General features: G+C 52.7%; 12 protein-coding genes. 4 read left to right on the top strand and 8 right to left on the bottom strand.

The annotated features are described in order from the left end of the window. Nucleotides 1-15 precede the first annotated feature (15 nt). A complete protein-coding gene (gene aroA, locus KP806_RS02495; protein ID WP_224721962.1) occupies nt 16-1311 on the bottom strand; it encodes a 3-phosphoshikimate 1-carboxyvinyltransferase in 1296 nt (431 codons plus the stop codon). A 66-nt stretch (nt 1312-1377) separates the two neighbouring features. Beyond that, the gene (locus KP806_RS02490) at nt 1378-1902 is read right to left on the bottom strand and encodes a shikimate kinase (RefSeq protein ID WP_224721961.1); all 525 of its coding nucleotides are present in this window, start codon (nt 1900-1902) and stop codon (nt 1378-1380) included. Between the two features lie 142 nt (nt 1903-2044). On the opposite strand from KP806_RS02490, the gene KP806_RS02485 reads away from it, so the two are divergent. Beyond that, entirely contained in the window at nt 2045-2365 is a 321-nt protein-coding gene (locus KP806_RS02485) for a hypothetical protein (RefSeq protein WP_224721960.1), read from the top strand. Between the two features lie 9 nt (nt 2366-2374). Here the strand turns inward: KP806_RS02485 and gndA are convergent, their stop codons facing one another. The 5 genes from gndA to KP806_RS02460 form a co-directional block, all read right to left on the bottom strand. After that, the gene (gndA, locus tag KP806_RS02480) at nt 2375-3787 is read right to left on the bottom strand and encodes an NADP-dependent phosphogluconate dehydrogenase (RefSeq protein ID WP_224721959.1); all 1413 of its coding nucleotides are present in this window, start codon (nt 3785-3787) and stop codon (nt 2375-2377) included. Nucleotides 3788-4028: 241 nt separating this feature from the next. Then, nucleotides 4029-4625, bottom strand: a complete 597-nt coding sequence (locus tag KP806_RS02475) for a hypothetical protein (RefSeq protein WP_224721958.1) — start codon at nt 4623-4625, stop codon at nt 4029-4031. Between the two features lie 187 nt (nt 4626-4812). Further along, entirely contained in the window at nt 4813-5013 is a 201-nt protein-coding gene (locus KP806_RS02470) for a hypothetical protein (protein ID WP_224721957.1), read from the bottom strand. A gap of 238 nt (nt 5014-5251) precedes the next feature. Continuing rightward, complete coding sequence (locus tag KP806_RS02465) at nt 5252-6244, bottom strand: acrylyl-CoA reductase family protein (RefSeq protein WP_224721956.1); 993 nt, start codon at nt 6242-6244, stop codon at nt 5252-5254. 20 nt (nt 6245-6264) lie between these two features. Then, a complete protein-coding gene (locus KP806_RS02460) occupies nt 6265-6936 on the bottom strand; it encodes an NAD-dependent epimerase/dehydratase family protein (RefSeq protein WP_318153457.1) in 672 nt (223 codons plus the stop codon). A gap of 213 nt (nt 6937-7149) precedes the next feature. On the opposite strand from KP806_RS02460, the gene KP806_RS02455 reads away from it, so the two are divergent. Then, on the top strand, nt 7150-7797 hold the full coding sequence (locus KP806_RS02455; RefSeq protein ID WP_224721955.1) for a YktB family protein: 648 nt from the start codon (nt 7150-7152) through the stop codon (nt 7795-7797). Nucleotides 7798-7842: 45 nt separating this feature from the next. On the opposite strand, the gene KP806_RS02450 is transcribed toward KP806_RS02455, so the two are convergent. Continuing rightward, on the bottom strand, nt 7843-10872 hold the full coding sequence (locus KP806_RS02450; RefSeq protein WP_224721954.1) for an efflux RND transporter permease subunit: 3030 nt from the start codon (nt 10870-10872) through the stop codon (nt 7843-7845). A 242-nt stretch (nt 10873-11114) separates the two neighbouring features. Here KP806_RS02450 and KP806_RS02445 point away from each other — a divergent pair, with 242 nt between their 5' ends. Continuing rightward, the gene (locus KP806_RS02445; protein WP_224721953.1) at nt 11115-11876 is read left to right on the top strand and encodes an ABC transporter ATP-binding protein; all 762 of its coding nucleotides are present in this window, start codon (nt 11115-11117) and stop codon (nt 11874-11876) included. Further along, nucleotides 11873-12892, top strand: coding sequence for an ABC transporter permease (locus KP806_RS02440; RefSeq protein WP_224721952.1), 1020 nt, complete (start codon nt 11873-11875; stop codon nt 12890-12892). The genes KP806_RS02445 and KP806_RS02440 overlap by 4 nt, the downstream gene beginning before the upstream one ends. The last annotated feature ends 24 nt before the right edge of the window (nt 12893-12916 follow it).

Genomic DNA, 12916 nt, shown 5'->3' with positions numbered 1-12916 from the left:
AGTAGGTTTAACTGATTATCCTTCGATCCACTCCACATTGGCGCCGAGCGCCTGCAAATGGTCGAAATAAATCGGATACGATTTGGCCACATGGTGGGCGTCACGGATGCGAAGCGGCTGCTTGGCCCGCAAGCCTACAACCGTCAACGCCATAATGACACGGTGGTCATAGTGCGCATTGATTTCGACTCCGCCTTCCACACCTTCCGGACGGCCGTGGACGATAATTTCGGCTTGACGCTCCTCGACGTTCGCGCCTGCTTTGCGAAGCTCGTTCAAGTAATCGGTAATGCGGTCGCACTCCTTGTAGCGCAGGTTCTCGACGTTATAAAACCTGGAGGTGCCTTCCGCGAATACGGCGGCAGCCACCATGGCAAGCACCGCATCGGTTGCATGGTCGCCGTCGAATTCAACGGCTTTCAGCTTGCCGTTGCCTTTCACGTGGACGATGCCGTTCTCGTGCGTGAGCGGAACCTCCATCATTTTCAGCACGTCAACGACGGCTCTCTCGCCCTGCTTGCTCTTCTCTTCCAAACGATGGACGATGACATCGGATTCGGTTACCGCCGCAGCCGCAAGGATGGCGGCCGAGCCCGGATAGTCTCCCTGTACGGAATAGGTTTTCGCTTCATACTTCTGGTTGCCCGGAACGCGAAACCTCATATAATCCTCATCCGCATGGATAACGATACCGGCTTGCTCGAGCACTTCCAGCGTCTGGCCGATGACCACTTTGGATTTCAAATCGTGAAGGACTTCAATTTCGCTGTCTTCTTCAAGCAGCGGCGTCAAAAACAGCAGCGCGCTCAAAAATTGGGAGCTGATGCTGCCGGAAACCTGAATTTTCCCGCCCTTAGGCGCACCGCCGCGAATCGTAATCGGCAGCTTGCCCTCGTTGTGCTCGATCGAAACGCCCATCGAGGTCAAGGAATCGATCAGATCGCTGTGCGGACGTTTGCCAAGCGAATCCGGATACCGGTTGATGAATGTCACATCCGGACAAAGCGATGCGATCGCCATCAAAAACCGGAGAACGGCTCCTGCGTTACCGACATCCAATTGCTCCACCGGCTTCGGATGACGGCCAAAGCCCGTAATGGCGATTTTCTCGTCATCCTCCTCCACAACCGCACCCAAATCACGGATACAGCGGCGCATCGCATCGCTGTCCTCGCTGTGAGCCGGATAATAAATCGTGCTTGTCCCCTCGGCGAGAGCGGCAACCAGCAAGTAACGGGTTGTATAGTTTTTGGAGGAAAGCGCCTGCAGCTCTCCTTCGAGTCTTGGCGTAGGCGTAACTAAAACGTCCATAATTCGTATGATCTCCTTTTGTTATAAAATGTACGCAATCCGGCCGAAACAAAAACGGCTTCCGGCTTATTGCTTGCAGGACCATTGCTGCAAAATAGCGTCAACGACCTCTTCGGCCGTCAATAACGTCGTATCGACCGATATATGCGCAAAATCGTAAGCGTTCTTACGCTGCTCGAGCAGCAGCTTGACGCGTTCGCCCGCATCGCCCTGAAGCAGCGGCCGCGACGTATCGTTTTTCACTCGCTCGATAATTTGCTCGGGACTTGCCTTGAGCGCCGCCACGCAGGAATGCTTTAACATCAGCTCGCAATTGTAGCCGCTCAGCACAGCTCCGCCTCCCGTAGCGATGACTGCCGGCTCGGACTCGGACAGCAGTGACTTCAGCACCTTCGTCTCGATAACGCGGAATGCGGCTTCACCTTCGCTCGCAAAAATATCGGAGATCTTTCTGCCTTCGCGGCGCTCGATTTCCTCGTCGCCGTCAATGCGCTTCCAGCCCAGCTTTTCCGACAGCAGCCGGCTTACTGTGGATTTCCCCGTACCCATAAAACCAACAAGTACGAGTTTGTTGTTTTGTTCGCATTCCATCTTGACTGTTCCACCTTTTCGCAATTCCGAAACCTAGTTCTTCAACATCATATCATTTTTTTGACCGGCGGGGGTATAAAAAAGTTGCGAATGCCGTATGGATGATAATGATGCTAATTCTATAATAGGAGTGAAGATAGCGATGACCAGCGATCCTCATTTGTCCGCTCTCCACCCGACGCAAAGGCGCATAACCCGCATTCTCGATCCTGATCATCCCTTATGCCGCGAAGATGTGGTCTGGATGCTGGAGTATATTAAAAAAAAGGTGGCTGACGAAGACCCATCGTTAATGGATCTGTCGCAGCCACGCTTAATGCAAAACTTTCACTTCTTCGCCGAGGCGGCAATGTCCCTGATCCACCGCAGACATTACAGCGATCAGGAAGCCGGCCGGTTGCGCAATTGGCTCAGACAAGCGGCATACGGCTTGAACGATGAGCCGGCCCGGGAGCCGAAATGATTGTCCGGATTAGGATTGCATCCAGTTGAAGTGGAACGTGCCTTCTTTGTCCACACGTTTGAAGGTGTGAGCGCCGAAGTAGTCGCGCTGTGCTTGCAGCAGGTTGGCAGGCAAGCGCTCCGTACGGTAGCTGTCATAATATGCAATCGCGCTTGCGAATGCAGGCACCGGTACGCCGTTAGCGATCGCCGTGCCGACAACCTCACGCCATGCACCTTGGTAAGATTCAACGATATTCTGGAAATACGGGTCAAGCAGCAGGTTGCGCAGGTTCGGGTTGCGATCGTACGCATCCTTGATGTTTTGCAGGAAGCGGGCGCGGATAATGCAGCCGCCGCGGAAAATCATCGCGATATCGCCGTATTTCAGGTCCCAGTTGTACTCTTCGGATGCAGCGCGCATTTGAGCGAAGCCTTGAGCGTAAGAACAGATTTTGCTCGCGAACAGCGCTTTGCGCACCGCTTCGATGAATGCCGCTTTGTCGCCTTGGAATGGCTTTTTCTCCGGTCCGTTCAGCACTTTGCTTGCAGCTACGCGCTCTTCTTTCATCGCGGAGAGGAAGCGGGTGAACACGGATTCTGTAATGATGGAAAGCGGCACGCCGAGATCCAGCGAGCTTTGGCTTGTCCATTTGCCTGTACCCTTTTGGCCGGCGGAATCAAGAATAACGTCAACCATCGGTTTGCCCGTTTCAGGGTCATATTTTGCAAAAATATCACGAGTGATTTCGATCAGGTAGCTGTCAAGCTCGCCTTTGTTCCACTCGGTGAAAATTTCGTGAAGCTCTTCTGCACTAACGTCCAGTACATTTTTAAGAAGGTCGTAAGCTTCGCAAATCAGCTGCATATCGCCGTATTCGATGCCGTTGTGTACCATTTTGACATAGTGGCCGGCACCGTCCGGTCCGATGTACGTGCAGCATGCGTCGTCGCCGACTTTTGCGGAAATAGCCGTAAGGATTGGTTCAACAAGCTCGTAAGCGGATCTTTGGCCGCCCGGCATAATCGATGGGCCTTTCAAAGCGCCTTCTTCACCGCCGGAAACGCCTGTGCCGATGAAACGGAAGCCTTTAGCTTCAAGATCTTTGCTGCGGCGGACCGTGTCAGGGAAATAAGCGTTGCCGCCGTCGATGATGATGTCGCCTTCCGACAGATGAGGAACAAGCGAATCGATCGTTGCGTCCGTACCGGCGCCTGCTTGTACCATGATCAGAATTTTGCGCGGCACTTCAAGCGATTGGACAAACTCTTCGATCGAATAAGCAGGCACAAGGTTCTTGCCGGCAGCTTCCTGAATGAGATCATCCGTCTTCTCGCGGGAACGGTTGTATACCGATACCGTGAAGCCTCTGCTTTCAATATTAAGGGCCAGATTTTTGCCCATTACTGCTAAGCCGATAACGCCGATTTGCTGTTTTGACATCTGGTTCTTCCATCCTTCTTGTTTATATTTGGTCAACAATAAAGTTATTTTACTCTTTTTACGGTCAGAAGAAAACCGTTTGCTTGGAAAAAAGTCGCATAAAGGGCATCAATATATTTGACCATAGCTGTAAATATAATTTATAAAGCACTCTTTTAACGCATAAAAACGATCAAAGGCTGCGGCTTCCCGCTTCGCTTTGATCGTTTTTATTGTCGTCTATAGTGGCAGTCCGTCATCATCAAAGTTCAAGCTGCAGCATTTCTGATCTGAGAGCCATCAATTTCTCCTTCGATGCCTCGGCTGCTTCCTCATCCTGACTCTGGAGGGCGTCATGCAGCACAGACAGCTCATAATCCAGTTCATACCTTAATACAACGGCACGCTCCTCCGCACGCTTCGACTGAAACGCTTTGATCATTTCCTCTATCGTAACGAAGGGTTTTTTCTGATAAATAATGCGATGTTCCATACCTGACACCTCCACAAGTCTAATAATTTCACCAAACATTATGCTTTCAATAACGATTTGACGGTCTTTTATACGCTTGACTACCGCATGTCCACGTGTGTCATTAATCAGCTTCTCTAGCAGCTCCGACAGCTTCTCGTCTTTAATAATGTAGTCACCTACGATTTTGTAGCGGCTCTTCATGCGTTGGAATTGAAGCTTGACGAGCTTGCGGCCGGTCCGGATGGAAACGAGGAATTGGCCTTCGGTCTCGCTCCAATACAAGGAGTACCCTTCCTGAATAAGATCGCGGATGAGATTTTGGATTTGCCGGCGGTCAAATCGCAGCTCCAAATTGCAGTATTCGACTTCATAGCTCTTGTTCACGGCAATCCCTCCCTTGCTTCAGTTTAGTTGACGAAATAGTCTGATAATTTGTACTTATCTTTATCTTATACTTCATCTTATGTTCTGGCAACTTGGATTATTGACTATTTTTATGAGTTTCCGCAATGAAAGTTAAAAAAGGGCGCAGGCGCCTCCACGGGAGACGGCTTGTGCCCTTTTGCTACATTTATTCCACTGGCAGGAGCGGAATTTCGATTTGTTTGTCCGGCTCTTCAACGGTGTAATAATAGATGTAAACCGTCAAATCTTTGCTGGTGTAATTGTTATATTTCTCAATCTTATGATTGTTCCCGTCGCCGTAAAAACCGTTCGATACAGGCAAGCTAGGAATATGTTCTTTTCCGGATATACGGTAGGTCTGATTCACTCCCCCGAATTTCCGCTCCGCGCTGCCGCTCTCGACGTAGACGTCGTTATCCTTTCTGTAATAAGTCCACGTAACGGGGAAACCTCCGACCTCTGTTGTAAGGGTCTGTTTTTCTTCATTAATGTTTTTAAGCTCGATCGGGACATTTCCGCCGGGATGCTCGACTACTTCATAAGTTCCGACTATGGAAATCGGGGTGTCCTTTGTGATCTCCAGGGATACTTAAGCATCGGCTCCTCTACTCTTGCATATTAACGACTGTACGCCCGAGCAGACTCCCGTTCAAAATATCATTCAATGCATCCGGCACTTGCTCCAGCGATATTTCATGGACGATATCCTCGTTCAGGCGGAGCGGCTTCAAATCGGCGCCGAGACGGGACCACACCTTCTCCCGAAGCGGCATCGGGCAGTATACGGAGTCAATGCCGATCCAGCTGATCCCTCTTAATATAAACGGATAAACGGTCGTCTGGACGTCGGCACCTCCCGCAAGGCCGCTGGAGGCTACCGCACCTCCATACTTCAAGCTGCTGAGCACGTACTGCAGCGACGCTCCCCCCACCGGATCGATTGCCGCGGCCCACTGCTCCTTCCGCAGCGGCTTCTGCTGTGCATCCGTAAGCTCCTCTCGCCGAATGACCGATTTTGCACCAAGACGCATTAAATAGGTTTGGCTTTCCGGCTTCCCGGTAACGGCACAGACATCATAACCCTTCCGGGACAGCATATCGACTGCCGTGCTGCCTACTCCTCCCGTCGCGCCCGTCACGAGCACCGGCCCCCATTCCGGCGTCAGCCCGTAATCCTCGAGCCTCTGAACGGACAAGGCTGCCGTAAAACCGGCCGTTCCCAAAATCATCGCTTCCTTCAAGGTAAGCCCCTTCGGAAGCGGAACGACCCATTTGGCGGGCACTCGCGCGATTTGGCTGTACCCGCCGTGATGAGAAGTTCCAAGCCCGTAGCTCGTCACAATGACGGGATCGCCTGCACGAAAGCGGCCGTCGGCCGAGACAATCACCGTCCCCGCCAGATCAATGCCCGGAATGAGCGGGAATGATTTGACATAGGCATGCTTGACGGCAACGACCGCATCCTTGTAGTTAATGCTGGAATAGGCGACACGGATCGTTACCTCGCCGTCCGGCAGCTCATCCGCCTGGAGGCGCCTCACCTCCAATTTCGGCTTTTCATCTTTCAGATCCAATACGAGTGCACGAAAATCGTTCATCGGCGCCGCCCCCTTCTTCGTTACGGTTTAGCCAGCTTGGCAATATCTTTGCTTTCCAATATAGAGGATTCGTAATCTGTAGTGACGGAATTGATCATCGCCCGGCCCAGCTCCTTCAGCGTGATGACGTGCTTCGGCAGCAGCAGACGCAAGGCGGGATACATCCAGGATAATGCCTTATAGTAACCATGAGTGTTTTTCAAGCCCTTGATCGGATGAATATAGCCGGGCCGGAACATATATGCGCGTTTGAACGGAAGCTGCAGCAGCCTGTTCTCCGTCCTGCCTTTCACGCGCGCCCACATGCTTCTTCCCTGCTCGGTACTGTCCGTTCCGGATCCCGTGACATAGCAAAACACCATTTCCGGATTAAGCTTTGCAAGCAGCTCTGCGACATACAGCGTTAGATCATACGTGACCCTGCTGTAGGCCTGCTCGCTCATACCGACAGAAGATACGCCCAGACAGAAAAAACACGCGTCGAATCCCCGAAGCTGCGGTTCAAGCTCCGATAAATCAAATAAATCGCCGTGTACGATCTCCGACAGCTTGGCATGGCTGACTCCGCACGGCGTGCGATTGACGACCAACACCCTTTCAACATCCGGATTCAACAAGCATTCATGCAAAACGCCTTCCCCAACCATCCCGGTAGCTCCTGTAATAATAACCCTGATTTTCTCTTTAGACACTGGACCGTACCTCCCGCTTGTTCACGACAGCAAAAAAGATGCTTCCATAATAATCGATCGCTTTTCTCATTACAATCAAAAAAGTAGATCACCGTTCATAAATTAGAATGATTATAAATAAGTTCGTACAACCGTTGCTCTTGTGCTATAATGAAGCAACCTTTTGTTCATTGAGATTGCTTCTCTGATAGAATCGACTAGGAGATGATAGACATGACCGCACTAACGAAAGCCCCAGCTGTTGACGGCTTTACGCAGGACGATTTCAACGTATTCCAGCTGCAGGGACTGGAAGAGAGGATGGCGGCCATCCAAAGCCGGATTCAGCCTAAGTTCCGGGCGATCGGCCAACTGCTCGCGGCAGACTTAACCGCCCGTGCAGGCAATGATATGTATTTGCATATTGCGAGGCATGCGCGCAGAAAGGTGAATCCCCCTAAAGACACTTGGCTCGCCATCTGCAGCAATAAACGCGGCTACAAAGCCCATCCCCACTTTCAGCTCGGCCTGTTCGATGACCATTTGTTTATATGGCTTGCGTTTATTTATGAGGTCCCGAACAAGGCGGGTATCGGGGCGGCGTTCCTTAACCGGCTTGACGACGTCATCGAGACCGTGCCCTCTTCCTATATGATTTCATTGGACCATATGAAAAAAGATGCGATAGCCGCCGGCGGTATGACCCGGCAGGATTGGACGGATGCGCTGACCCGCTTCCGCGACGTGCAGAAAGCCGAGCTGCTTATCGGACGGCATATCCAGGCGGATGATAAGCTTCTCCGCGATGGAGATGCACTGCTGGAGTTCGCCGCCTCCACCTATGAAACACTAATGCCGCTGTATCGGCTCGCGAACGGATAAACGAAGAAAGAACCGCTCAAGGAAAACCCTGAGCGGTTCTTCTTTTTATGATTCGGATGCTGCAGCAATCGCGACCGACGCTGCATTTACGCCTGCGCGTCTTTGTTTGCGCGATTTCCGGAAAAACAGCAGCTCGTAAACGCAAGGGACGATAATCAGCGTAAGAAGCGTTGCCGCGGTTAATCCGCCGATGACGACAATGGCGAGACTTTGCGATACGATGCTTCCCGTCTCATGCGATCCGAACACGAGCGGCAGCATGGCGGAAATGGTTGCCACCGCGGTCATGATAATCGGGCGCATCCGCGTTGTCGCAGCTTCGACTAGCGCTTCGCGGATCGGCATGCTCTGCTCGTTTTGCTTGACGCGGTCGATGAGCACGATCGCATTCGTAACGACGATGCCGATCAGCATCAGCGCTCCGAACATGGCCGTGAAATCCGGCGTCACACCGGATAGAAGCAGGCCTGTAACGGCGCCGATAGCAGCGAGCGGCAGGGAAATCATAATCGCTAGCGGAGCGCGCAGCGTCTTGAATGTGAGCACCATGACCAGGTACACAATGCCAATCGAGATCAACGCCGTAAGCCCCAAATCTGCAAAATCGCTCGATTGATCAGCAGATGCTCCGCCCACGGTCAAGCTTACGCCATCCGGAAGCTTGAGATCTTTCGCGGCCTTCGTAACGGAATCACCGACTACGGAAAGTTTTTTAGGATCGGCATCGGCCGTTACCCGGATATAGGCTTTGCCGTCCTTATGATAGTATAAGCTCGATTCTTCCGACCTGATCAGCTCGGCCACCGAAGAAATCGGCACCGGACCCGCATCCGTCATCACGGTTAGCTGCTTCAGTTCTTCCGCTGTATCCGGATTCGCAATCGGCTGCAGCATAACTGGCGTATCGCTGTTCTCGATACGGACCGAGCCGATCGGTACGGGATTTAACAAGCCCTGAAGCTGCATAGCCAGCTCATGGCCTTTCGCTTCGGTGCTGTCTACCTTAAAAGAGTAAATCGGCTTCTTCTCTTCCAGGTTGGTCTCAACTTTCAGAACGCCTTCAATCGGCTCCAGCGCTGAAGCAAGCTGCTCCGCCGATTCGTTTAATTTGTCAGGATCATCGCCGGTTACGTCCACAAAAATTTGGGAGGACCCGCCGCCCATCATCAAATTGGAGGCATTCGCCGTCAATTCGGCACCTTGATAATCGTCCTTCTGCGACCTTGCCCTGTCCATAAACTGCTCGGCGTCTGCGCCTTCCTTCAGATCGATCATGTAGGTGACCAGAGTCGGAGACGATACGGCGCCGTATTGGGCTGCATCCGAGCTGTTGCCGAGCGACATCAGTACCCAATCGACTGCCTCGTCGGCCGTTAGATTGGCTTCCAGCTTCTTGCCGGACTCCAACACGTCAGCCGGAGGCGTGTCGCTAGGATATTCCAGCGATACGTTCACATTCTCGGCACTGGAGGAATCAAGCGCGCCTTTAGGCATGAATACATACGCGCTGACAGAGCCTGCAAATAAAACGATCGCAAGCAGCAGCGGAACGTATTTGTACTGCAAATTCCAGCGGATAAACGACGCAAACCTTGGCGATCCGCCATGCTCCTTCTCCTTTGTTCCCTTAAGCAGAACCGCGCTCAAGAGCGGCACCACCGTTAAAGCGACCGCCAGGGAAGCAAGCAAGGAGTAGGTGACGGTCAATGCGAACGGCAGCAGAAACGCCTGCAGGGATCCGCGCAGCAGACCCATCGGCAAAAACACCGCTACCGTAACTAGAGTAGACGAGGTAATCGCGGAAGCGACTTCCTTCGTAGAGTCGGTAATCAGCTTGACCGAAAAAGCTTCCTTTTGCAGCCTGCGGTAAATATTTTCGATCACGACGATGCTGTCGTCCACAAGCCGGCCGACTGCGACCGCGACGCCGCCCAGTGTAATGATATTGAGCGAGACGCCCGATAGCTGGAGCAGGTAAAGCGTGATCCCGAGAGACAGCGGAATCGAAACGATCGTGACGATGGTCGCTTTCAAATTGCGCATAAAGAGCAGAATGACGATGGTAGCGAACAAAGCGCCGAGCAGCACCTCGCGAAGCATGCTGTTCACGGAGCTGACAATGGATTCGGACGTGCTGAGGATGATCGATGCCTCTATGCCGTCCATCTCTTCGTTCAGCCGCTCAACCGTTTGTTCGATCCCCTTGCCGACCGTGACGGCGTTCGCGTCAGCGGATTTGGAAACAGTAAACATAATGGCATCTTTGCCGTTCATCCGGCTAATGCTCTCCTGCTCTTTTGCAAGCTCGACCACCGCTACGTCTTCAAGCTTTACGCCAGGCGCCACCGGCAGCATGCGCAGCGTTTCGATATCCGTTACCTGGTCATTAATCGTAAGGTTGCCGGACGATCCGTCAATCGTGCGCTCGCCAAGCGAAGCGGAAGCTCCCCTGCCTTGCAGCACGCCCATTAACGATTGAACCGGAAGCCCGGCTTGTGCCAGCTTCTCTGCATTTGGCGTAACCGTGATGGCCGGTGTCGACTTGCCGCTTACGCTCACCTGGCCGGCGCCCTCCGATTTTTGCAGCTCGGCTGTTACTTCCTTCAGCTTCGCTTCCTTCTGCTGCTCGCTCAGGCCATCCGCAAACGTCAGCGTCACCCACGAGATCGGGATCATTGACGTATTGAACTGTACGACGAACGGCTTCATCACGTTGGCCGGCAGCTGCACCTGACCGACGAGCCGTTCGATTTCCGCCTTCGCTTCCTTCATATCCGTTTTCGAATCAAAATTCAGGTTGACCTGTGCGTATCCGTCTCCCGAGGTGGAGAACATATCCGTTCTTCCTTTGACGAATGCTACGGCTTCCTCGATCGGATTCGTTACCTGCTGCTCCATCGATTTGGCGTCGCTTCCCGGGCCGATCGCCGTGATCATCACCTGGGGATTGTCGGCAGCCGGCAAAAATTCCATCGGCAGCCTCAAATAACTGATCGCGCCCATTACCAGCGCCATAATAACAACTAAAATAATAGCGGCCTTATTGCGGAAGGACCATTCCGTTAGTTTACTCATTTGATTCTGACTCCTTTTCCCTTTACTTTTTTCTTGTGTAATTGTCTTTTCTAATCATAGGGGGTGGGAATGATTTGCAAAAACGTCTGAGGACGGTATTTGCTTCTCGCCCAAAGTCTGAATCCTACTACGACTTAAGGCTGGGATTTCGAAAAAATGAGTAAGCACTCACTTCTCAAGTTATCACCTTTGGAGTATATTGTAGTGAGTACTTACTCATTTTCATGAGGAGCGTGGGAGTTATGTCCATTGCCAATGAGACCTCCGTCAAGCAGGAGCCGGCCGTAGAGCTGCAAGGCATTACCCGCCGTTTCGGCGATGCGCCGGTATTGGACGGCATTTCGTTAACGATACCGAAGGGAGAGCTATTCGGATTGCTAGGTCCTTCCGGCTCAGGTAAAACGACCTTGATCAAATTAATAACGGGCATAGACCGGGCAAACGCGGGAACGGTCCATATGCTCGGTGTGCCGATGCCCCGGCTCAGCATGCTTCAAGCCTTCGGGTATATGGCTCAGTCCGATGCGCTGTACCAGGAGCTGACCGGCAGGCAAAATCTCGAATTTTTCGGAGCGATGTTCGGACTGAAGCGGCAGCGCCTAAAGGAACGGATCCTCTCTGTCGCCGAGACGGTCCAACTATCGGAGCACTTGAACAAACAAACCTCCGCTTATTCCGGGGGCATGAAGCGCAGGCTGTCGCTCGCGATCGCCATGCTGCACGAGCCGGAGCTGCTTATCCTCGACGAGCCGACCGTCGGCATTGATCCGGTGCTCCGTCAATCGATATGGTCGGAGCTTTTCGCATTAACGAAACGGGGCGTGACGATTATTATTACGACCCATGTTATGGATGAAGCGGAAAAATGCGACCGCCTCGGTCTTATTCGCGACGGCAAGCTTATCGCGGTCGACACGCCTGCCGAAATCGTAAGAAAAGCGGGCTGCGGCACGATCGAAGAGGCCTTTATCGCTCTGGGCCGGATGGGGGGCGAAGCTTCATGAGAGTTCAAGCATTAGCGATTCGGATTATCAGGCAGTTTTTGCGCGACAAACGGACGCTCGCTTTATTATTTTTGGCGCCGCTGTTCGTTCTGAGCCTGATGAAGCTTGTTTTTGACGGACAATCGGTTTCGCCGGCGCTCGGGGTTGTCGATTTGCCCGCTGCAGCCGTTGACAGACTTGAGCAGCTGAATGCCGACATCATCGAATACGGGAATAGGGAATCCGCGGAAGAGGCGATGAGAAGCGGCGAGCTGGACGGCCTCCTGCAATGGAACGGCGCGGTCCCGGAGCTGCTGCTGGAAGGAAGCGATCCTGGCGTAAATAAAGCTGTTCTCCTACTTCTGCAAAACGCCCTGCAGGCCGGCAGCCCCGGCATGCCCCCGAACGTCTCTTATTTGCACGGCGGGCCCGATATGGCCTCTTTCGATTCCTTCGGCCCTGTGCTGATCGGCTTCTTTTCCTTTTTCTTTGTGTTTCTGCTGGCCGGCGTATCTTTTCTGAGGGAACGCACGAGCGGAACGCTGGAGCGGCTGCTCGCGACTCCCGTCAGGCGCTCGGAAATCGTCGTCGGCTATTTGGCTGGCTTCGGCCTCTTTACGCTGCTGCAAGCTTCGCTCATCGCCTGGTTTTCGGTAGACGTGCTCCAGCTGTATATGGCAGGCAGCATCGGTTACATGCTGATCATTAATTTGCTGCTTTCATTAACGGCTTTAACGCTCGGCACGCTGTTATCTTCTTTTGCCAGCACCGAATTCCAGATCATTCAATTCATCCCGATCGTCATCGTGCCTCAGGCTTTTTTCTCGGGTTTGTTCAATCTGGATGCCATGCATCCATGGCTGCAAAAGTTGAGCTATGTCATGCCGCTCTATTACGGTGCCGACGCGATGCGGGGCATCATGATCCGGGGCGAAGAATGGAGCAGCTTTCAAAGCAATGTTTATGTGCTGATCGGATTTTCGCTGCTCTTTGCTCTGCTGAATGTACTGGCGCTTGGGAAGCACCGCAGCATGTAGAGCCGATTTTCATCTGATAGAATA

The sequence above is a fragment of the Paenibacillus vietnamensis genome (assembly GCF_020169515.1).
In the GTDB taxonomy this organism is placed as follows: Bacteria; Bacillota; Bacilli; order Paenibacillales; family Paenibacillaceae; genus Pristimantibacillus; species Pristimantibacillus vietnamensis.
This window is presented reverse-complemented; position numbering and strand designations above follow the sequence as displayed.

Coding starts and splice junctions, on each gene's coding strand:
- aroA (WP_224721962.1), bottom strand. CDS start 1,311: ATGGACGTTTTAGTTACGCCTACGCCAAGACTCGAAGGAGAGCTGCAG.
- KP806_RS02490 (WP_224721961.1), bottom strand. CDS start 1,902: ATGGAATGCGAACAAAACAACAAACTCGTACTTGTTGGTTTTATGGGT.
- KP806_RS02485 (WP_224721960.1), top strand. CDS start 2,045: ATGACCAGCGATCCTCATTTGTCCGCTCTCCACCCGACGCAAAGGCGC.
- gndA (WP_224721959.1), bottom strand. CDS start 3,787: ATGTCAAAACAGCAAATCGGCGTTATCGGCTTAGCAGTAATGGGCAAA.
- KP806_RS02465 (WP_224721956.1), bottom strand. CDS start 6,244: ATGAACGATTTTCGTGCACTCGTATTGGATCTGAAAGATGAAAAGCCG.
- KP806_RS02455 (WP_224721955.1), top strand. CDS start 7,150: ATGACCGCACTAACGAAAGCCCCAGCTGTTGACGGCTTTACGCAGGAC.
- KP806_RS02450 (WP_224721954.1), bottom strand. CDS start 10,872: ATGAGTAAACTAACGGAATGGTCCTTCCGCAATAAGGCCGCTATTATT.
- KP806_RS02445 (WP_224721953.1), top strand. CDS start 11,115: ATGTCCATTGCCAATGAGACCTCCGTCAAGCAGGAGCCGGCCGTAGAG.
- KP806_RS02440 (WP_224721952.1), top strand. CDS start 11,873: ATGAGAGTTCAAGCATTAGCGATTCGGATTATCAGGCAGTTTTTGCGC.